This is a genomic window from Winogradskyella eximia, from assembly GCF_003386165.1.
GTDB classification, from domain to species: domain Bacteria; phylum Bacteroidota; class Bacteroidia; order Flavobacteriales; family Flavobacteriaceae; genus Winogradskyella; species Winogradskyella eximia.
This window is the reverse complement of the sequence record NZ_QRDV01000002.1, coordinates 441,651-464,340: the sequence shown is the minus strand read 5'-3', so window position 1 is coordinate 464,340 and position 22,690 is coordinate 441,651. Positions and strand designations below refer to the sequence as shown.

19 protein-coding genes are annotated in these 22,690 nt (G+C 32.6%); 16 read left to right on the top strand and 3 right to left on the bottom strand.

The features are described 5' to 3' along the window. Positions 1–70: 70 nt before the first annotated feature. From DFQ10_RS07730 to DFQ10_RS07715, 4 genes are all read left to right on the top strand, one after another. Entirely contained in the window at positions 71–487 is a 417-nt protein-coding gene (locus DFQ10_RS07730; RefSeq protein ID WP_245940649.1) for a MotA/TolQ/ExbB proton channel family protein, read from the top strand. Between the two features lie 96 nt (positions 488–583). Further along, positions 584–988, top strand: coding sequence for a DUF2721 domain-containing protein (locus DFQ10_RS07725; protein ID WP_115816827.1), 405 nt, complete (start codon positions 584–586; stop codon positions 986–988). Between the two features lie 86 nt (positions 989–1,074). Next, positions 1,075–1,668, top strand: coding sequence for an RNA polymerase sigma factor (locus DFQ10_RS07720; protein WP_115816826.1), 594 nt, complete (start codon positions 1,075–1,077; stop codon positions 1,666–1,668). A gap of 196 nt (positions 1,669–1,864) precedes the next feature. Further along, a complete protein-coding gene (locus DFQ10_RS07715) occupies positions 1,865–2,671 on the top strand; it encodes a mechanosensitive ion channel family protein (RefSeq protein ID WP_115816825.1) in 807 nt (268 codons plus the stop codon). A gap of 260 nt (positions 2,672–2,931) precedes the next feature. Here DFQ10_RS07715 and DFQ10_RS07710 read toward each other — a convergent pair whose 3' ends face one another. Together DFQ10_RS07710 and DFQ10_RS07705 are read right to left on the bottom strand one after the other, a co-directional pair. Continuing rightward, positions 2,932–4,281 carry a DEAD/DEAH box helicase gene (locus DFQ10_RS07710; protein WP_115816824.1) on the bottom strand — a complete coding sequence of 450 codons (1,350 nt, stop codon included), beginning with the start codon at positions 4,279–4,281 and terminating at the stop codon, positions 2,932–2,934. Positions 4,282–4,323: 42 nt separating this feature from the next. Beyond that, positions 4,324–5,214: an aldose 1-epimerase family protein gene (locus DFQ10_RS07705; protein WP_115816823.1), complete on the bottom strand. Its 891-nt coding sequence runs from the start codon at positions 5,212–5,214 to the stop codon at positions 4,324–4,326. A gap of 116 nt (positions 5,215–5,330) precedes the next feature. Here DFQ10_RS07705 and DFQ10_RS07700 point away from each other — a divergent pair, with 116 nt between their 5' ends. Both DFQ10_RS07700 and DFQ10_RS07695 read left to right on the top strand, forming a co-directional pair. Then, a complete protein-coding gene (locus DFQ10_RS07700; RefSeq protein WP_115816822.1) occupies positions 5,331–6,626 on the top strand; it encodes an anthranilate synthase component I family protein in 1,296 nt (431 codons plus the stop codon). A gap of 60 nt (positions 6,627–6,686) precedes the next feature. Then, positions 6,687–7,283 (top strand): hypothetical protein, encoded by a 597-nt coding sequence (locus tag DFQ10_RS07695; protein WP_115816821.1) that lies wholly within the window; start codon positions 6,687–6,689, stop codon positions 7,281–7,283. 6 nt (positions 7,284–7,289) lie between these two features. Here DFQ10_RS07695 and DFQ10_RS07690 read toward each other — a convergent pair whose 3' ends face one another. Next, positions 7,290–7,979 (bottom strand): hypothetical protein, encoded by a 690-nt coding sequence (locus tag DFQ10_RS07690; protein ID WP_115816820.1) that lies wholly within the window; start codon positions 7,977–7,979, stop codon positions 7,290–7,292. A 155-nt stretch (positions 7,980–8,134) separates the two neighbouring features. On the opposite strand from DFQ10_RS07690, the gene tilS reads away from it, so the two are divergent. The 10 genes from tilS (at position 8,135) to DFQ10_RS07640 (ending at position 22,666) form a co-directional block, all read left to right on the top strand. Continuing rightward, positions 8,135–9,451 (top strand): tRNA lysidine(34) synthetase TilS, encoded by a 1,317-nt coding sequence (gene tilS, locus DFQ10_RS07685; protein WP_115816819.1) that lies wholly within the window; start codon positions 8,135–8,137, stop codon positions 9,449–9,451. A gap of 78 nt (positions 9,452–9,529) precedes the next feature. Then, positions 9,530–11,152, top strand: a complete 1,623-nt coding sequence (ade, locus tag DFQ10_RS07680; RefSeq protein WP_115816818.1) for an adenine deaminase — start codon at positions 9,530–9,532, stop codon at positions 11,150–11,152. 87 nt (positions 11,153–11,239) lie between these two features. Next, on the top strand, positions 11,240–13,129 hold the full coding sequence (locus DFQ10_RS07675) for a CocE/NonD family hydrolase (protein WP_115816817.1): 1,890 nt from the start codon (positions 11,240–11,242) through the stop codon (positions 13,127–13,129). 172 nt (positions 13,130–13,301) lie between these two features. Next, positions 13,302–14,270: a YheT family hydrolase gene (locus tag DFQ10_RS07670; protein ID WP_115816816.1), complete on the top strand. Its 969-nt coding sequence runs from the start codon at positions 13,302–13,304 to the stop codon at positions 14,268–14,270. 24 nt (positions 14,271–14,294) lie between these two features. Next, positions 14,295–17,876, top strand: coding sequence for a T9SS type A sorting domain-containing protein (locus tag DFQ10_RS07665; RefSeq protein WP_115816815.1), 3,582 nt, complete (start codon positions 14,295–14,297; stop codon positions 17,874–17,876). A 170-nt stretch (positions 17,877–18,046) separates the two neighbouring features. Then, positions 18,047–18,868 carry a hypothetical protein gene (locus tag DFQ10_RS07660; RefSeq protein WP_115816814.1) on the top strand — a complete coding sequence of 274 codons (822 nt, stop codon included), beginning with the start codon at positions 18,047–18,049 and terminating at the stop codon, positions 18,866–18,868. 10 nt (positions 18,869–18,878) lie between these two features. After that, entirely contained in the window at positions 18,879–19,385 is a 507-nt protein-coding gene (locus tag DFQ10_RS07655) for a hypothetical protein (protein WP_245940648.1), read from the top strand. A gap of 2 nt (positions 19,386–19,387) precedes the next feature. Continuing rightward, positions 19,388–19,711, top strand: a complete 324-nt coding sequence (locus DFQ10_RS07650) for a hypothetical protein (RefSeq protein ID WP_115816812.1) — start codon at positions 19,388–19,390, stop codon at positions 19,709–19,711. A 77-nt stretch (positions 19,712–19,788) separates the two neighbouring features. Beyond that, the gene (locus tag DFQ10_RS07645; protein WP_115816811.1) at positions 19,789–21,327 is read left to right on the top strand and encodes a YifB family Mg chelatase-like AAA ATPase; all 1,539 of its coding nucleotides are present in this window, start codon (positions 19,789–19,791) and stop codon (positions 21,325–21,327) included. 61 nt (positions 21,328–21,388) lie between these two features. Beyond that, positions 21,389–22,666, top strand: coding sequence for an LVIVD repeat-containing protein (locus tag DFQ10_RS07640; protein ID WP_115816810.1), 1,278 nt, complete (start codon positions 21,389–21,391; stop codon positions 22,664–22,666). The last annotated feature ends 24 nt before the right edge of the window (positions 22,667–22,690 follow it).

The window sequence follows — 22,690 nt, the reverse complement described above, 5'->3', positions numbered from 1 at the left end:
GTCGCAATTATAATTATTGAGTGTGTATATCATTTAAGTTTGGCCTATGTTTAATTTAAAATCATCAATCATGAACGAACAGTTAGTTTTAAATCATTTAATAGTATCAAATCCATTTGTAGATCGGTTTAACGAAGGCGGACCATTTTTTATGTCCTTAATTTTAATCTGTCTTTTATTATCTGTGTTTCTTTTGGTAAAAGGTTTTATCGCCTTAAAAAAGACTAGAGAACAATCTGAAAAAATGCTGAAACTAACTGTAGATTCTAGTTTATTAGGTTTAGTATTAGGATTTTTAGGTTCTGTTATTGGCTTAATAACAGCTTTTGATTCTATAGAAGCTTTTGGAGATCCTGATCCAGCAATTTTTGCAGGTGGACTAAAAGTGTCATTATTAACAGCAACCTTTGGTTTGTTTTCATTTGTTATTGCTAGAATAGGCATTTTAATATTGCGATGGAATTTAAAAGAAGAAAAGAAAGACTAATCTTACATTAATAATTATTTGTAAAAAGCGAACTTAATAAAGTTCGCTTTTTTTATTTGTAGTGTTTTTATTCTGTAATTTTGTAAAAATTGATTTATGGAAGAATTAACGCTAACAACGCCAGCACTTTTATTCTCAGCAATTTCGTTAATAATGCTTGCTTATACAAACCGATTTTTAGCTTATGCAGCTATAATTAGAAATTTAAGCGAAAAATATATACAACATCAAGATTCGTCTATTTTAAGGCAAATTAATAACTTAAAATTGAGAGTGAAGTTGACAAGGTATATGCAAATCGCAGGTATAAGTAGTTTGTTGTTGTGTGTGTTAACCATGTTTTTAATTTATATAAAATTACATGTTATAGCTGTTTGGGCTTTTGGATTTGGGCTTATTTTATTGATTGTTTCATTACTGTTTTTAATCTGGGAAATTCAAATATCAGCAAAAGCATTACAGCATCATTTAGGTGATATTGAAGATCATTTAAAAAAGTAGGAATTTTATTTAAAAATAATGTGACCTATTAAATAATAGAGTGTCTTAATACCAATAACCAATTAATAATAGACTAAAAAAATATCTTGACTAAAGACGCTATTCATAACCTAACCGATGAAGCGCTTGTAGAAGCTATCGTAAAAACTAACGACACTATGTTGTTCGAGGTGCTGTACGATAGATATGCGAGCATGGTCTATAACAAATGTTATGGATTTGCCAATGGTGTGGATGAAGCGAAAGATTTAACCCAAGATGTTTTTTTGAGAGTCTTTGTTAAATTGGCTAGTTTTAAAGGGAAATCAAAATTTTCTACATGGTTATATGCATTTACTTATAATCATTGTGTAAATTATGTCACTAGAAATACAGCGAAGAAATTTGAAAAGAAATCTGTAAGTTCTGAAAATTTTGACATTGAGAATATAGGTGAAGATATTGATTCTACTGTTGAGTTTGAAAGCATGAGGGTAGAGCAATTAAAGAAAGTGATGGAGTTGATTTCACCAGACGAAAAAATGATTTTATTATTAAAATATCAAGACAATTTATCAATAAAGGAATTAGCTGAAGCTTTAGATATTGGAGAAAGCGCAGTTAAAATGCGATTAAAAAGAGCAAAAGAAAAACTTGTACAGAAGTACACAAATTATACGAAAGATGGAGAATCCATTTAAACAAATAGACCAGCCTTTAAAGGAAGTTCCGGCGGAATTGAAAAGCAAAGTTATGCATGACATTGCTATGGCTAAGCTATTTATGGAGTTAGCGGAGCTATTTTCGTATAATCTAGGTTATATAATTGACAGTGTAACTAGTAAAAGAAAGAAATAAACTAATATTTATAAAACCCTAAAATAAACCTTATTATAAATGGAAGATTCTAAAGAATTTATAACAGATATTTTGTCGTCATCTTGGCCAATATTATTAAAAATTGTGTTTGGTTTTATTGGTATAATTGTCGCGTTATATCTCATTAAAGTGATAGTCAAAATAATCATAAAGCTTTTAAATTTAGCTAAAATTTATAAGTTAGACGCTAAGCTCAACGACATAGAAATAATAGAGGGAAAAAAATTAAAAATTGATTCAATTAAAATTATTTCAACCTTTATAAAGTATATTCTATATGTTCTTTTAATAATGGTAGCCTCTGAGACATTAGGCTTAGAGATTATATCTAATCAAATCAGTGATTTAATTTCTTATGCACCCAAGTTAATTTCTGCTGTATTAGTATTTGTTTTTGGTTTGCTCTTTGCAAATTTTGTAAAGAATGGTTTAAAATCATTATTTGAATCCATGGACATGTCTGGTGGAAAAGCCATCAGCCAAGTTGTGTTTTTCTTGTTATTGACATTTATTTCTGTTACAGCGTTAAATCAAGCAGGAATAGATACAGAGATTATTAGTAATAATATTAATATGATTATTGCTGCTTTTTTACTAGCATTCGCAATTGCGTTTGGTTTAGGTGCAAGGGAAGTAGTAGGTAAATTATTGAATACGTTTTATGCTCGTAAGATTTATGAAGTCGGACAAAAGATTGTTTTTAATGATGAAACATATACAGTAGAAGCTGTACAAAGTATTTCAGTGATACTAAAAAATTCAAAAGGAAAACTTATTGTTCCTATTAAAGATATAGTAGAAAATCAAGTACAACTGCAGGATTAACTATAAGGTTAGGGTTATAGATTTTATGTTATCATAAGGTATAATCCTGCAAGTACTTGACTAAATAGAACCCTTTTCATTAATTTGATTAGGGTTTTTGTTTATTAAATAGTGATGTAACGTTATTTATGTTTTTTTAAAGATAAAAAAATAAAACAATAAATTGTATTTACGTAAATAACGTATCTCTTTTAAATTGAGCGTATACGCTCATTTCGCTTTGTTAATTACAGGATTACATTGTAATTAACCTAATTCCTTTACTTTTTATTTCGACGGTTATAATTCTTATCTCCTCGCGTTTTTGGCTTTTTGTATTTTGCCGCAATTTTAAATTTATAAGATCCTCCTAAATTTTCTTTAGAGTTCTTTTCAGATTTTTCATGAAAAGCAGGTCCTGGAGCATCTTCATCACGCTTTTTTATAGGATTATTACGTTCTCTTATTTGTGGACGTTCCTCTTCAATAAGTTCCGTAGAAATTTCAACACTTTCAGGAATAGCTAGTGTTTCAATTTTCATTTGCATTAATTCCTCAATGCGTTCTAGTCCTTCTTTTTCAGCTTCAGTAGACATTAAAATAGAATGACCTTCTTTTTCAGCACGACCAGTTCTACCAATTCTATGCATATAATTTTCAGGATAATCTGGTGTGTCAAAGTTGATGACATGAGATACTCCTTCAATATCTAAACCTCTCGCCATAACATCTGTGGCAACTAATAATCGGTTTTCACCTTCTCTAAACTGCTCAATACTACGTAATCTGTAATTCTGAGTTTTATTAGAGTGAATAACGCAAGATTCGTTTGGGAATATCTCTTCTAACTGATCAAAAAGTCGATCAGCCATGCGTTTATAAGCGACGAAAATTAAAACTTTTGAAAATTCATCTGTATCTCTAAGTAAATGCTCTAACAAATTTACTTTAGTGTAAAAATTAGGAACATCGTAACGTTCTTGTTTAATGTTTTCTAAAGGAGTACCAGAAACCGCAATAGATATTTTTGCAGGACTGGTAAAGAAATCGGTAATCAACTCATCGACATCTAAAGTCATGGTCGCAGAAAACATAATGTTTTGGCGACGTGGAGGTAGAATATCAAAAATATTCATCAATTGATGTCTAAAACCTAAATCTAGCATCACATCGACTTCATCAATCACTAATTTCTGAATAGATTTTAATTGCAACACTCTACTTACAGCTAAATCGTATAAACGACCAGGTGTCGCTACAATAATATCTTGACCTTGTGCAACGGCTTGTTTCTGTGTATTAATATTGGTACCACCATAAACACCTAATACACGGTTGTTGATGTATTTAGAGAATTTTTCAATCTCGCTTACCACTTGTACCACTAGTTCTCTAGTTGGTACTAAAACCAGAACTCTAGGATTATCTTGTTGCGAATATTTAAGGTTTCTTAATATTGGCAGCATATAGGCTAGAGTTTTACCTGTACCTGTTTGCGCAATACCAACCACATCTTTACCAGAAGCCACCACATTAAATGATTCTTCTTGAATGGGAGTAGGTGTTGTAAAACCTAAATCGTCTAAGGCGTTATATAAAGGTGTGTTTAAATTTAATTCTTGAAAAGTCACGTTGCAAAGTTTTGCTGCAAAGCTACTATTTTATTGCTCAACTTACACTAAATGGCTTTGTTCTATTTCAATACTATAAGAAGCATTAAAAACTGAACCTGCTTTAAGGCTTAAAATCCCTTCTTTAGTTTCTATGTTTTGGTCTGTAGTTTCATTATCAGCAATACCTAACCAAGGTTCAATACAAACATAAGGAGCATTAGGTTTTGCCCAAATGCCAAGTTGTTTAAAATCTTTAAAGCTTAATGTTAAGACTTTTCCTTTGGTTTTATGGGTTAAACTTACTACTCTCGATGTTAGATTTTTAAAAATCAAAGCATCTTCGTTAAACAAATCTGGACGTAAATTTATTTTGTTGCCTTCTTTAAATACAGGTTTTGTTTCGTTGGTTAACAAACCATTATCCATATTCAATACATAAGAAGGGCTATTTTCTGAGTGTTCAAATTCTAGATAATAATCTGTGTAATCTTCATCTTTAGAAAGCGGACAGTTAAAAGCAGGATGACCACCTAAAGAAAAGAACAGCGTTTTCTCGTCTGAATTTGTTATAGTATGATTAATCGTTAAGGTGTTACCAGAAAACGTATAAGTTATTTCAAATTCAAACAAAAAAGGATAATACTTATATAATTCATCATCAGATACTAATGAAAACGTTATGCTGGTATCGGTTTGGTTTTTAATGGTGAAATTATTGTTATGTCTAGCAAAACCATGCTTTGGCATATGGTATGATTTGTTATTGTAGATGTAGCTATCATCTTTCATGCAACCAATAATAGGAAACAAGTTTGGAGCATGACTTCCCCAGAATTTAGGGTCTGCTTGCCACATAAATTCGGTTTTATTTTTTACAGAAGTGATGTTACACAATTCCGCACCTTTAGGTTTTATATTGATTTTTAAGAGGTCGTTATGTAAAGTATGCATGCTTAATTATTTTTTTTGAAATATACAATTCTTAAGTTAGTATTGAAATAGCTTTGAAGTCAAATTTATTTCCTACCACGTTTAAATTTCGGTAAATTGCAGCAATTATTTTTCTATTGAGAACAACACAAAATCATCAGCCAAAAAATATTGAGACCTTTAAGCAAAACCTATTGCTTTGGAGCCAACAATTTGATGATGTTGTATGGTTAGATTCTAACAATCATAAAGACCAATACAGTAATTATGATGCGGTTTTAGCTGTAGATGCTTTCACAACCATACGTACAGATTTTTTTGATGCGTTTGAACGTTTAAAAGAATATCAGACTTCAGTTAAAGATTGGATTTTTGGTTATTTAACCTACGATCTAAAAAACACCACAGAACGACTCAAGTCCGAAAATTTTGATGGTTTAGATTTTCCTGATTTGTATTTCTTTCAGCCAAAAAAGCTCTTTTTATTTAAAGACAATCAAGTTGAAATTCAGTATTTAAAAATGGTAGATGATGAGATAGAAGATGATCTATTGTCTATTAATTCTTGTGTCTCTCCGAGTGCAGTCGAGACGTCTCAGAATCCTATCAAAATAAAACTAAGAATACACAAGGACGAATACTTCGAGAAAGTCACAAAGATGTTAAATCACATACACAGAGGTGATATTTATGAAGCTAATTTTTGTCAAGAATTTTATGCTGAAGACAGCGAAATAAATCCGATTGAAACCTTTAAGAAATTGAATGAAATTTCGAAACCACCTTTTGCTAGCTTCTTAAAGTTTGAAGATAAATACATGATGTCTGCATCGCCAGAACGCTATATAAAAAAGAACGAAACGACTGTGATATCTCAGCCTATAAAAGGCACAGCAAAACGTTCTAAGAATAAAACTGAAGATTTAAAACTCATTGAAGATTTATTAAAAGACCCAAAAGAGCGCAGTGAAAACGTAATGATTGTAGATTTGGTAAGAAATGATTTATCGCACACGGCAACAAAAGGAAGCGTAGAAGTGAAGGAGCTGTGTAAAGTGTATTCGTTTTTACAGGTGCATCAAATGATTTCAACGGTTCAGTCTAAAGTAGCACCAGAAACCAATGCGGTAGATATTATAAAATCGACATTTCCGATGGGTAGTATGACAGGTGTGCCTAAAATTTCAGCTATGACAATTATTGAAAACCTCGAAGAAACAAAACGCGGTTTATATTCTGGCACAGTGGGTTATTTTACACCAAAGGGAGATTTCGATTTTAATGTGATTATTAGGAGTATTCTCTACAACGCAACTAAAAAATACATTTCCTATTCTGTTGGAGGTGCCATCACCTCAAAAAGTGATCCTCTCAAAGAATACGAGGAATGTTTAATTAAAGCAAAAGCCATGCGCGAAGCCTTAGAAAATTAAATAAGCTCACTAATACACGCAACCTTTCTACAAGTTTTACATCTTTAGATAAAACCAGCAATGAAAAAGAATTTAAAATTTCTTCTGTTAGCACCTTTTTTAATGGCAATACTTTGTGAGTCTGACGATGACCAGTGTAGAAGCATTTCGCCAGAATTTTGGTTAGATGTTGAAAACATCTCGGATAATTACAACACAGACGAAATAATTTGGATAAGTGCTGAAGCAAATTCAGAGTTATTATTGGGTTGTCCTGGTGAAGATATGAGGCAAGTACTTAGGGATGGATTATTTGTCCTAAAACTGACCAATGAATTAGAGAATCTAAATGCACTTGTTGTGCAAGATTACGACGTAATTTATGAATTCGGCTCAGCATATGATGGCAGCTATTGTTCAGAATACGTTTCTTATGTGCCAGAATATTTAGATAACGAATTAGTTTACAAATTCAGAATAGGTATTTCAATTAATCAACCAGGTGATTACTGTCTTGCTATGGTAAGAAACAATTACTTTAACTTTGAGCAAGAAAATAATTTTGAAATATTCGAGCCATATAACACTCTCGATAACAATGTTAAGTTTAATCGTTGTGGAAATACCTATATAAGATATGGTTACTTAGATCGTTACTTTTTGAGTATAAATCCGTAAAATTATTTACTCAATATGTCTTCTAAAGGTGCGCTTAACCTTATCAAAAATCGCTTCAACACGTTTTTGTTCTATCTTTTTAATCTTTGCTATAGATTCAAAATCTAATTTCCCAAAAATGTATAAATCCATAATGTTAGATACATTAAATGGTAACCAGTTGTAAAGCTTATCGAATACTTTTGGTGATTGTTTTGTAGATAAATCCTCAACTTCAAAAGCAGTCAAAATCGATGTTTCTTTATCTGAGTATAATTGTAAAGTTTCATTATCATTTTGGTGATAAGAGATGTCGTTGAGCTCTGTGTTTAAAATAAAATCAAAGTCGCCATCAACAGTATAGTCTTCACTAAGCTTAGATAGTTCTTTTTTAAGTAGAGCATCTGTGCTAATTGTTTCTTTATGGTAGGCTTCGTTTTTAAACAGCAGATTCATGTAGTTATCTACTATTTTAAACAGTTCGAGTTTTACCGCTAATGGTTCTGCATCAACGTCAAAATCATTATCATAAAGTAGAATAATGCTTTCGTCAATAATGCCGTTAGATGAAAACATATTTTTTGGTAAAATACCTGTAGTTTCAGCGATATAAATTCTATGTTTTACATAAGGATGTAAATGTGGTATTGCAGAGAGTACCTTTTTTTCAAAGGTATTACGTGCTATTTCTGAGGTTAATTTTTCTGTTACGCTCATGACCTAATAATTTTAAATTCTTTTAAAGTTAATTAAAAAGAAAACACATCGATATGATAAATGTCATTTTAACATCAGAGCATATCGTCTAGAAATCGTAAAACTTTGAGTATATGTGCTTCTAAAGGAATAAATAAATTCTATACCTTTGAGATGTGCAAAAAGACTTTAATATTCACATAAATAAAAACCTTTCTATTTTAAAAGAGGGTAAGCTACTCATTGCTATTTCAGGTGGAATAGATAGTGTGGCTTTGGCACATTTATGTCAGAATTCCAATTTGAGTTTTTCGCTAGCACATTGTAATTTCAATCTAAGAGCAGAGGAAAGTAATAAGGATGAAGCATTTGTAGAGGAATTGGCTGAAGATTTAGATGTAGAAGTATTCATTCAGAATTTTGATACAGAAGCCTATGCGACAGAGCACAAAAGGTCTATACAAATGGCTGCGCGCGAACTGCGTTACGATTGGTTTAAAGAATTGGCAGAACAGTTAAAATTCGACTATATTTTAACAGCTCATCATGCTGATGACAATTTGGAAACCTTTCTTATTAACTTTACAAGAGGAACAGGATTGAACGGTTTAACCGGAATTCCGATGATTAATGATAATATAGTAAGACCATTATTACCGTTTTCTAGAAGCCAGATTGAAGATTACGTTAAAGAGAATCAGATTTCTTGGAGAGAAGATGCTAGCAATGCATCTCGCAAATATCTAAGAAATAAATTACGACATGAAGTTGTGCCTATTTTAAAGGAAATCAACCCGCAATTATTAGATAGTTTTCAGAATACTGTCCACAATCTGAACGATACCGCTTTTATTGTAGAGGATCGTTTAAAAGCTTTTGCAGAACGTGCTATCATTTCTAGGGATAGTTTTGGGACAACTTATAAAGTATCGGAATTTAAAAACACAAGCCATCCAAAGGCTTATTTATTTGAGATTTTTAAGAATTACGGATTTACAGAATGGAATGATATTGTGGATTTATTGGATGCGCAATCTGGTAAGTTAATAAAATCGAATTCGCATCGTTTAATAAAGCATCGCGAGTATATAATTTTAACGGATTTGAATGATTCAGAACGAAGCGAAGAATCTCTATTCGTCAATGGAGATATTAAAGATATTGAAACACCAATAGGTAAGCTTTCTTTTACTAATGTTGAAGGCCTTTTTGATGTTTCAAAAAACACAATTTTCGTTGATAAAGACGTATTGAAATTTCCACTAGAATTCAGATTGTGGAAAGAAGGAGACACCTTTCAGCCTATAGGTATGACAGGGAAAAAGAAAGTGAGTAAATACCTAAAAGATGAAAAAGCCTCATTAGTAGAGAAGGAAAATACTTGGGTTTTAACTTCAGATAATAAAGTGATTTGGGTCGTTGGTAAGCGTGCAGACGACCGTTTTAAAGTTACTAAAGCAACAAAGAGCACACTTAAAGTTAGTATTAAGTAATACGCGTCTATTTATCTTAAAATAAGTTAATTAAGTGTTTTTGTTTGATAGTAATATAACATAATAAATTTTAGCAGTTTGAAATTAAAAGGAAACATCGTAGACATTGAGAATCGTAAAATTTTCAAGGGAGAAATTACTATTAAAAATGGTAAAATAGAATCTATCATAGAAAAGGATTGTGAAGAAAATCATTTCATTTTACCAGGTTTTGTAGATGCACATATTCATATTGAAAGCTCAATGTTGGTGCCAAGTGAATTTGCAAAGATTGCAGTAAATCACGGAACCGTTTCTACCGTTTCTGACCCACACGAAATCGCCAATGTACTTGGTGTAAAAGGCGTGGAGTTTATGATTGAAAACGGAAAGAAAACCCCTTTTAAATTTAATTTCGGAGCACCTTCTTGTGTGCCAGCTACGAGTTTTGAATCTGCAGGCGCAGTGATTGATTCTAATGATATTAAAACCTTAATGGCGAATCCTGATATTAAGTATTTGGCTGAAATGATGAATTATCCTGGAGTCATTTATAATGATGCCGAAGTGCTTAAGAAAATTGAATGGGCAAAACATTACAATAAACCGGTTGATGGCCATGCGCCAGGATTGCGAGGCGAGGATTTAACCAAATATATTTCTGCAGGTATTTCTACAGACCATGAGTGTTTTACGTTTGAAGAAGGTTTAGAGAAACTCCAAAAAGGCATGAAGGTGATTATCCGTGAGGGTAGTGCTGCTAAAAACTTTAATGCACTCATCGATTTACTAGATGAGCATTACGAAAACATGATGTTTTGTAGTGATGACAAGCATCCAGATGATTTATTATTAGGACATATAAATGAAGTTTGTGCAAGAGCGGTTGCTAAAGATAATGATGTCTTTAAAGTATTACAAGCCGTTTGTGTAAATCCTGTAAAGCACTACAATTTAGAGGTAGGCTTATTGAATGTTGGTGATGATGCAGATTGTATTGTTGTAGAAGATTTAAAAGATTTTAAAACGCTTCAAACGTATATTAATGGAGAATTGGTTTTCGATAATGGCGTGTCAAAAATAAAACATGTTGAATTTGAAAATTTAAACAATTTCAACACAGATAAAAAACAAGTTTCAGATTTTAGATTCGAATCAAATTCAAAACAAATTAGAGTAATCGAATGTTTGGATGGTGAATTAGTAACTAATGAAATTATTGAAGATTCAACGATTGAGGATGGAAATCTAGTGTCTAATATAGAAACAGATGTATTAAAAATGGTGGTTGTTAATCGTTATCAAAATGATACACCAGCTATTACATTTATTAAAAACTATGGACTAAAAGAAGGCGCCATTGCGAGTTCAGTTGGTCACGATTCTCATAATATTATTGCTGTTGGTGTTTCAGATGAAGCCATTTGTAAAGCTGTGAACTTATTAATAGAAAATGAAGGTGGTATTTGCGCGGTTTCAGGTTCAGAAGAAAAAGTAGTAGCGCTTCCTGTGGCTGGTATTATGAGTGATAAAAGCGCTGATGTTATAGGAAAACAGTATTCTGAATTAGACAAAATGGCGAAGCAATTAGGAAGCAAACTTCATGCACCATATATGAGTTTGTCTTTTATGGCCTTGTTAGTGATTCCTGCTTTAAAATTAAGTGATAAAGGGCTTTTTGATGGTGGTAAATTTGAGTTTACTTCTGTTGAAGTCTCTTAAAATCCAATTCTATCCTGTAAGGTTTCTAAAACCTGACTGGTGTGATATTCAAAATTAACTACCTTAGAACCATTAAATTCAACCCATATGATATTCCAAAGAATTACGCTTTTTCTATTAATTTTTATAACACTTTCAAGTTGTAAACCCACAGAAACATCTTCTATTAAAGAGGTTTCGGAAGTTGCAGTTGAGTCAGCTTACAATCCACATGACCATTACACAAAGAAAGAGGTGGTAATAGCGATGCGCGACGGAATAAAGTTGCATACCACTATTTATTCACCAAAAGATACCTCTAAAACGTACCCAATGTTAATGATGCGTACGCCATACAGTTGTAGGCCTTATGGAGAGGATGAATTCAAGTCTAAAATAGGGCCAAATAAATACCTTATGGAAGAAGGTAATATTATGGTGTATCAAGATGTGCGTGGACGTTGGAATAGTGAAGGGGTTTATGATAATATGCGTGCTTATATTCCGAATAAAACAGGAACTCAAACTGATGAAGCAAGTGATACTTACGATACTATTGAATGGTTAGTAAATAATGTTGAAAACAACAATGGTAATGTTGGGACTTATGGCATTTCATATCCTGGGTTTTACGCCACATATTCTTTGTTAGATTCCCATCCAGCACTAAAAGCAGTGTCACCACAAGCTTGTATAGGAGATTTCTTTTTTGATGATTTTATTCATAATGGTGCGTTTTTATTGAGTTATTGGAGGGCGACTTCGGTTTTTGGTTACATGAAAGATCAGCCAACTAAAGTATCGTGGTACACATTCCCGGATATTGGCACCGAAGATCAACATCAGTTTTTCTTAGACCACATGCCATTAGGTAAACTGAATAAATTCTACGACAGCACTAATGTGTTTATGGAACAAATAAAAACCCATGTTACTTATGATGAGTTCTGGAAGAGCAGAGGGATTATTCAACATTTAAAAGATATCAAGCCTGCGACGATGATTGTTGGTGGTTTGTTTGATGCTGAAGATTTATATGGTCCTTTCAATACGTATAAAAGCATTGAAAAGAATAGCGATAATTACAATACGGTTGTTTTTGGACCTTGGAGTCATGGTGATTGGGCCAGAAGCAAAGACAGACAAGTGGTTGGGAATATCTATTTTGGGGATAGCATTTCAGATCATTTTCAGAAAAATATTGAAACTAAATTCTTTAATCATTTCCTTAAAGGAGAGGTAGATGGCGAAACTAATTTACCTGAAGCACAATTATTTAATACAGGAACCAAAGAATGGCAATCGTTTGACGTTTGGCCACCAAAAAATACAACGAAGGAAAGTTATTACATGCAGCCTTATGAGCGTTTAACGCAACAACCTAATAAAATCTATGGAGCATCAGAATTTATAAGCGATCCTAAAAAACCTGTGCCATACACGGAAGATATTAAGGTTGGTTTTACGCCACGTAAATTTATGACAGACGATCAGCGTTTTGCTTCAAGACGACCAGATGTATTAACTTTTGAAACGGAAATCTTAGAAGGTGATGTTACCTTAGCTGGTGATATCTTAACCAAGTTATATGTGTCAACCACAGGAACAGCAGCCGATTGGATTGTAAAAGTGATTGATGTGTTTCCTGCAGATACTAAAATCACAGAGGATGTTCAAGATCATTTAAAGCTAAGTAATTATCATATGATGGTGCGCAGTGAAGTCTTAAGAGGACGTTTTAGAAATAGTATGTCAGAGCCAGAACCTTTTGTGCCGAATGAAAAGACAAAAGTGAATTTGAAGTTGCAAGATGTGTTTCATACCTTTAAAAAAGGACATAAGATTCAGGTGCAAGTTCAAAGCACATTTTTTCCTTATATAGATGCGAATCCGCAAACGTATGTCGATAATATATTTGAAGCCAAGGAAGCGGATTTTCAAAAGCAAACGCATAAGGTCTTTAATGATTCGTCTATAGAGTTTACTGTGCTTAAATAATATAACAATTACATTGCAGTGGTCACTTCGCACTTCGAGTGATTTCGAAGCATGAGGAATTGTATAGATAAGTTTTTTTAGAGTAATCCTTTAAAAAGTTCTCGATACATCCCGACTGAAAAGTCGGAACACTCGAACTGACGTTAATCTATAAATAGGAAATATTACAAGAATGCCAATATTAGAATCAACCTACAAACCGCCATTCTGGGCTAAGAAAAGCTTTGTGTCAACCGTTTTTTCTGGGTTAGCTCGAAAAGTTGATGGAGTAAACCAAACTAGAGAGCGTATTATATTGCCAGATACGGACTTTCTAGATTTAGATTGGAGTTATGCGGAACAAAAATCGAATAAGATCATTATTCTCTTACATGGATTAGAAGGTAGTGCGCAACGACCCTATATAACAGGAACAGCAAAACATTTTAATGACAATGGCATCGATGCCGTTGGTGTTAATTTTAGAGGTTGTAGTGGTGAGCCTAATCTTTTATTTCGTAGTTATCATTCTGGTGCCACAGAAGATTTAGATGCTGTGGTGCAGCATGTGCTGTCAAAAGGAATTTATGATGAGATCTATATTAAAGGCATAAGTTTAGGTGCTAATATGGTTTTGAAATATGTGGGTGAAGGAAGGGAGCTTCCAACGGAACTAAAGTCGGTTATTGCAGTGTCTACGCCTTGTGATTTAAAAGGCTCTTGTGGTGAATTATTAAGTTTGAAAAATAAACATTACGCGATTCGATTCTTAGCACATTTAAAAGATAAGTTGAAGCCGAAACTAGGTCAATTCCCTAATAATATATCAGTTGCGGATTTTGATTCAATTAAAACTTTAATAGACTTTGATGACGTTTATACGTCAAAAGCACATGGTTTTAAAGACGCTTTAGATTATTATGCGAAGGCAAGTTGCTTACAATTCTTACCAAATATTAAAGTACCATCTTTAATTATCAATTCACTTAATGATTCTTTTTTGTCTGCGGAATGTTATCCTGTAAAAGAAGCCAAACATAATCCAAGTCTCTCTTTAGAAATGCCAAAATATGGAGGGCATGTTGGGTTTATTGGGAAGGGGAATGTGTATTATAATGAACAGCGTGCTTTGGAGTTTGTTAGTAAGAAAGAAAATAGTTAATTTACGGATTATAGATTTAGAGATATGAAACAGTTTTACACTACAGTTATTTTAGTTTTTAGTTTACAATTTTGTTATGGACAGATTGAGTTTGAAGAAAACGTTGTTTTTGATGGAAGAAGTGATAACTATTATTCTGAAGGTCCTCAATCAGCTTACTCAGTAGATATTGATGGTGATGGTGATAATGATATTGTTTCTGGTGGAGGAGCTTGGATCACTTGGTTAGAAAATCTTGATGGCTTAGGGACTTTTGGTGAAGCACAATTGGTATCTTCTAGTTCAGCTAACGCAATTAGCCCTCAATCAGTGTATGCTATTGATATAGATAATGATGGTGATATTGATGTGCTTTCTGCATCATCAGGTGACGATAAAATAGCTTGGTATGAAAATATAGATGGACAAGGTACTTTTGGGAATCAACAAGTGATAACAATAAATGCAGATGGCGCAAGTTCTGTTTTTGCATCAGATTTAGATGGCGATGGAGATATAGACGTGATATCTGCCTCTATTTTTGATGATAAAATAGCTTGGTATGAAAATATGGATGGTCAAGGAAGTTTTGGTCCGCAAAATGTAATTTCTACAAACACTGATGAGGCAATGTCAGTTTATTCTAGTGATATAGATGGTGATGGAGATATGGATATATTGTCAGCATCTAGGAATGACAATAAAATAGCTTGGTATGAAAATATAGATGGTCTAGCTACCTTTGGTACACAACAGATAATTACGTCAAATGCGGAAGGTGCATTAGCTGTTAGATCTTCGGATGTTGATGGAGATGGAGATCTTGATGTGTTTTCTGCTTCTTTAGATGATAATAAGATTGCTTGGTATGAAAATATGGATGGGCAAGGTGCTTTTGGAATTCAACAAATAATTTCAACAAATGCTGATCAAGTAAGGGATGTTTCAGTTTCTGACATTGATGGAGACGGAGATATGGATGTAATCTCTACTGACTCTGGAGATAACACAATTTCATGGTATGAAAATATTGATGGACTAGGAAGTTTTAGTGCACAACAAATTATTAGTAAAATAGTAAAACAAGCTTCTTCTGTATTAGCAAGCGATTTAGATAATGATGGAGATTTGGATGTAATTTCAGCATCATATCTCGATAGTAAAATAGCTTGGTATGAAAATATAGATTCTCAAGGTTCATTCGGAATACAAAATATACTTACACCAAGAGTTACTGCTAATGATGTATTTAGTATAGATGTTGATAATGATGGAGATTTAGATATAGTTACATCTTCTGGAAATGATGGAAGAATTTCGTGGTTTGAAAATACTGATGGACAAGGTGGTTTTAAGACTCAACATGATATTACAGTGAGTGCTTCATTTTCTCTATTAAGTAGATTTGATTTTGTGACAGACTTAAATAATGATGGTTATGTAGATTTTGTTTCCGTTTCAGATAACACAAAATTAATTTGGTATATAAATGTAAATGGTTCCGGAATTTTTACAGAACAAATAATTAATGAACTTACAGTAGCATTACCTGGATATGGTTATACTTCAGTTGATGTTTCTGATTTAGATAATGATGGTGATTTAGATTTAATATGTGCTATTTCCGGTACAGCAAGAGTTGTATGGTATGAAAATATAGATGGGCAAGGTACTTTTGGTGGAGAACAAATTATATCAATGGAGAATAGTTCTTGGGATTTGTTTTTAGAAGATTTAGATTTAGATGGTGATAAAGATATCGTTATGAGTATTAATGGTATTAATGATAGAATAGTTTGGTATGAAAACATGGATGGTCAAGGTGCTTTTGGTTCAGAAGTGATTATTACTACAGAAGTAGATAATTGTAGATCCGTCTTTGTTGAAGATTTAGATGGTGATGGAGATATGGATATATTGTCAGCTTCTATCAATGACAATAAAATAGCTTGGTATGAAAATATAGATGGGCAAGGTGCTTTTGGGAATCAGCAAATTATATCAACCATTGCGGATAGAGCAAAGTCTGTTATTGCTGCAGATTTGGATCAAGACGGAGATACAGACGTCATATCTACTTCGGTTTTTGATCATAAACTAGCTTGGTATGAAAATGTAGATGGACAAGGTAGTTTCGGTGTTCAGCAAATAGTTAGCACTTCCAATCTTTTTCCTGATGCAGTTTTTGCTGCGGATTTTAATAATGATGGAAAATTAGATTTAGTTACAACTTCATCAAATTTAGAAGGAAAGTTAGTTTGGTATAAGAACCTTAGTGTTGCCTCTAATGAAATTAGTGGTATTGTTAGATTAGATATAGATATGGATGGTTGTAGTGTATCAGATGAACCAATTAGTAATGTTTTAATGATTACAGATAATGGTTCTGATAGTTTTGCTACATTTTCCTTAGATAACGGTATTTATCAACTTTTTACAAATGAAGGAATATTCTCAACAGAAATATCATCTCAATTGCCAAATTACTATGTTTCCAACCCAACATCGCAAATCTCTAATTTTACAGGAGTTGGTAATACGGATAATGTTGATTTTTGCATAGAGCCAATTACCATAATTAATGACTTAAATATTTCAATATACCCTACTATTGACGAGCCAAGACCGGGCTTCAATACCACCTACCAAATAGTATACAACAATATGGGCACAACGCAATTAAGTGGTTCTGTAGCTTATGAGTTTGATGATTCAAAACTAAACTTCTTAAGTGCGAGTGAAGCCATAACGTCACAAACAACAAACACTTTAAACTTCGATTTTACAGACCTAAATCCTTTTGAAACTAGAACCATAGATTTAGAATTCAATGTATTTGCGCCACCAACCACAAACATAGATGATGAGCTTGTGGCAACGGCAACCATAAACCCAGTTTCAGGAGACGAAACAGAAGAAGACAATGTGTTTACTTTAGAGCAAACGGTAATTGGTTCTTACGATCCAAACGACATCACAGTTTTAGAAGGAGACCAAATCTTTATTGATGAAGCAAATAAATATTTACACTATTTAATCCGTTTTCAAAACACAGGTACAGCAAGTGCTATTAATGTAAGAGTAGATCATGTATTGGATTCTAAACTAGATTGGACAACCATGCAATTAGAAAGCTTAAGTCATACAGGTCGTGTAGAAATTACAAATGAAACTGATGTGAGTTTTATATTCAATAATATCAATCTAGCAGACAGTACAAATGATGAGCCTAATTCTCATGGTTTTATAGCTTACAAAATAAAACCAAAAAATGATGTAGAAGTTGGGGACATCATAAGTGGAACAGCAGATATATTCTTCGATTTTAATCCTGCCATAATAACAAATACAGTAAGTACGGAAATTGTAGAATCTTTAAGTGTAGATCAGTTTAATGCACAAGCTATTCAGGTATTTCCAAATCCTGTAAAAAATCAATTAGAAATTACATCTGGTCAAATCATTGATCATCTTACAATCGTAGATATTAATGGTAGAATCTTGAAAGAAATTAAGCTATCTAATTTAGAATACAGTTTAGATGTTTCAAGTTTGGCTAAAGGTGTCTATTTTATGGAAATCTACTCAGGGAACTCAAGCTCCACAAAAAAGTTTATAAAAAACTAACTACAATAAGTTTTAAAATTCTATGCCTTTTGTCTTATCGCAAAAGGCTTTTTTTATTTAATACCAATCTTAGTAATGCAATAAAACTTTCAAACCATGAAATCTTTTCTTAAATTTAAGAATCCTTAAAGTCCTAGCTAATAGCGAATAGATTTTAAAATAAAATAAATATGAAGAAAGTCAACGCTATTAATAACATCGCATTACATTATGCCAGATTACCTCAGTATCCATATGGTACATCTGGTAAGCCGTATGATTTCTATATTGAAGATTCGTTTTTAAAACTGCTAGAAACTGCATTTAAAGATGTTTTTATGCATTGTCCATTAGGAAAGCCGGATATTATTACAAGTGCTGGTACATTAGTAGGGAAAGCTGGAGAACATGGTTACGGAAAGGCTTTTGATCTCGATGCGATATTCTGGAAAGATCATCAGCTTATTACAAATAATTATATTCACCAAAAAGAATTGTATTTGGGAATTGAATCTTTTTTGCGAAAGCATTTTGGGTTGGTGCTCAATTACCATTATCCTAATCATACAGATCATTGGCATGTAGATTCTAGTGTTTCTGTAGATTACAATGAGTCTTCAAAGTCCGAAACCTTTTACCTTCAAATGGTGTTAAAAGATATTTATCAAAAGCCCGTGGTTATTGATGGTATTTCAGGACCTCAAACAAGACGATTTACAAAAGAAGTCTTCGGTCGCTTAAAAATTGACACACCAATTACAACAAAGAAAAATTATCTTAAGTTTCTTGATATTACTGGTAAGATAGCTTTTAAATTAAGTGAAGAACAACAAAACCCATTGCAATTGCTAGAAAATCTAGAGGTCGTTATCAATCGATTACCAGTTAATGACAAGCATCAAGTAAATGAGGCCTTAAATGCATTTTTGGTTCATCACACAACTTCAACTTGGATTAATAGTATTCAGCCACATCAAGATATAGAAAACATAATAGATACTGTTATTACTTAAACCAAACACTATGATAAAACGCTTTAAATCATTTCAAATTTTAAAGATTAAAAGGACTTCAATACTTAGGCCGTCTTTATATATTGCTGTATTAACTTTATTTTTAATGTCTTGTGAAAGCATAAAAACAGCTGTATTTGATCAGTATGCTTATCAAGAAGCAATTTCAATTAAAGTGGAAAGCCTGAATTTAATGGACGAAGCTGTTGCGAGTTATTCAGAACATGAAGATGACGTGCAGACGTTGTTGTTAGATCTTCAGAAAATTTTAGAATATGAAAAGAATAAACCAAACAACGAAGTTAGTTTTGCGATGTGGCAAGTTGTAACAGATAAAGAACGAAATCTTTTAGCCGGATTTTTAGAAAGATGGAAAGTAGATAGTCAATTGTCTAAAGTTTTTATTGGTGAAGCAAAAGGTCAAGTTACTGAGGCTTTAGATCTTATTATCAAGTATGAAGCTAATAAAAATAAAACCAACGAAACAAATATTCTTAACTTCTTAAGCACTAATTAACTATGGATATTGAAGAACTAATAAAATTGTTAAAAGAAGAATTACTCTTAGTTTTAGGAGAAAGTTATGGTGATTATAAAAAAGAAACTAAAGCAGATGTTGAAGCGTTTTTAACTTTATCTAAAGTGAAATTAGAGCGATGGACTAACTTATTACAGTCCGGAGAATTAACTGTTGAAGATTATGAATGGCTTTTGGTGAGTCAAAAAGATTTATTAATTCTTAATGCCTTGCACCAAGCAGGCGTTTCAAAATTAAGATTAGGTCATTTAAAGAATAAAATTATTAAAACTATTGTGAATACGGTGATTACGGTTGTGATTTAAGAGGTAAAATCAAGCTAAATTAACATTTCAATTTTTTTATAAACGATTTATCTCTATTTTTAAGAAAATAACAATTCATGCTCAAAAAAGTTTTTGCTAGTGCTGTTTTCGGTGTTGAAGCTTCCAATATAACCGTTGAGGTAAATGTAGATAAAGGTGTTGGCTATCACTTAGTCGGTCTTCCAGATAATGCCATCAAAGAAAGTAATTATCGTATTGCAGCTGCACTTCAAAATAATGGCTATAGAATTCCTGGTAAAAAGATTACTATAAACATGGCTCCTGCTGATTTACGAAAAGAAGGTTCGGCTTACGATTTAACCTTGGCTATTGGTATCTTAGCTGCGTCAGATCAAATTAAAGCAGAAAACTTAGAGGATTATCTCATTATGGGAGAATTGTCTTTAGATGGAAGCTTACAGCCATTTAAAGGCGCTTTGCCAATTGCTGTAAAAGCTAGAGAAGAAGGCTTTAAAGGTTTTATACTTCCTATCCAGAATGCAAAGGAAGCAGCTATCGTTGATGACTTAAAGGTGTTTGGAGTAGAAAATATAATGCAGGTCATAAATCATTTTGATAAAGGGGAACCTTTAGAGCAAACGATTATAAATACAAGAGAAGAGTTTTATAAAAATCTCGATTTTCCTGAATTTGATTTTGCAGATGTTAAAGGCCAAGAGAGTATAAAGCGTTGTATGGAAATTGCAGCCGCTGGAGGTCATAATATTATATTAATTGGTCCGCCAGGTTCTGGTAAAACCATGTTAGCAAAGCGTTTGCCAAGTATTTTGCCACCTATGACCTTGCACGAAGCTTTAGAAACCACCAAAATACATTCAGTTGTTGGCAGAGTAAAAGCACATACAGGTTTAATGGCGCAACGACCGTTTAGAAGTCCGCATCATACAATAAGCAATGTAGCTTTAGTAGGAGGCGGAAGTTATCCGCAACCAGGCGAAATATCTTTATCACATAATGGTGTGTTATTTTTAGATGAATTACCAGAATTTAAACGTGAAGTTTTAGAAGTAATGCGTCAGCCTTTAGAAGATAGAGAAGTGACCATTTCTAGAGCGAAGTTTACGGTAACCTATCCATCGTCTTTTATGTTGGTGGCAAGTATGAATCCAAGTCCAAGTGGTTACTTTAACGATCCAGATTCTCCAATAACATCATCACCAGCAGAAATGCAACGTTATATGGGTAAGATTTCTGGACCTTTATTAGATCGTATAGATATTCATATTGAAGTCACTCCTGTACCTTTTGAAAAATTGGCAGATGAACGTAGTGGAGAATCTTCAGTAGAGATAAGAAAACGTGTCACAAAAGCTAGAGAAAACCAAACCGAACGTTTTAAGGATTTGGAAAATATACATTACAATGCTCAGATGAATACTAAGCAAATTCGTAAGTATTGTAAATTAGATGAAGCGTCAATGTTGCTTTTAAAGTCCGCTATGGAGCGTTTAAATTTATCTGCTAGAGCTTATGATAGAATTCTGAAAGTATCACGAACAATAGCTGATTTGGAAGGGTCTAATGATGTTTTGGGTGCTCACATTAGTGAAGCGATTCAGTATCGTAGTTTAGACAGGGAAGGTTGGTTAGGATAATTTTTTTTAGAAAACACTGCAACCTTTTGCGTTTTTTTCATCTTATTAATAAACAATAATCATGAAAAGCAAAATTTTACCCTTAGTACTAGTTGCAATAATGTGTTTGCAACTCACAAATTGTAATACTGATGACGTTAGTAATGAACTCCTCGATCCTGTTGCAGTTACGGTTCCTGTAATAAAGTCTAAATCTGAAATTAGAAATTCAATTCAAGTTAAAGCCGCTCAGCCAACGAATTCGGATGGTAAAATATATGTTTATAACGATTTGCTGTTTTATATAGCTCAAAATTCTGGAATACATATATTCAATAATCAAAATCCAGAAAACCCTCAAAATATAATATTCATACAATTAGAAGGTGTACATGATATTTCTGTAAAAAATGATATTCTGTATGCTGATAATTTTATGGATTTAGTGGTGTTTGATATTAGTAATGTTTCAGATATTGAATTAGTTAATGTAGAAGAGGATATGTTATTGTATTATGCAACATTCCCAGAGGATTCTTTGTATTATCAGTCTAATATTTATACTTCAAATGAAGATGAATTTGTTGCTGAATACACCACAATTTATATGGAAAGAACCGAAGTGGAGAACAATCCAGAGATGTTTTGGAATTCTTTTTCAATCTTTGAAAGTGATGTCTTGGCTCTCGATGCAGGCATAAATATAGGTACTGGTGGATCTTATGCTAAGTTTCAGATTTATAACAATGCATTATATACTCTAGATGATTATAAGTTAAACACATTTAATATTACAGATTATAATTCCATATCTAAAGTCTCGGAGACATGGCTTGGTGGCTGGTTTGGTGGTGAACTTGAAACTACTTTTATTTTAAAGGAATATATGTTTATCGGTGCAACTAATGGTATGCATATTGTTGGTTTGCAAGATGAGTTCAATCCCATTTATACATCGTCATTTACACATTCTACAGGTTGTGATCCTGTTGTAGTCGAAGGAAATACGGCATATATCACTGTAAGAGGAGGTAATACTTGTGGTGCCATTGAAGATCAGGTTAATATAATTGATGTTACAGATATTAACACTCCTGTAGAATATTCTACCTACTTTTTGTCTAGTCCATACGGTTTAGGAATTAAAAACCACATATTATATGTTTGTAATGATAGCGGAATAAATGTTTTTGATGCTCAAAATCCAAATGAAATTGTCTTACAAAACACTATTGAGACGACCTCAAAAGATGTGATTCCTTTATCCTCTCATTTAATTGCTGTGGGAGAAAATGTAATTCATCAATATAATTATACCGATAATTTTGGATTGGAACTTATAAGTACACTTCAATTTTAAAAAGCTAGAAACACAAGGTTTTTA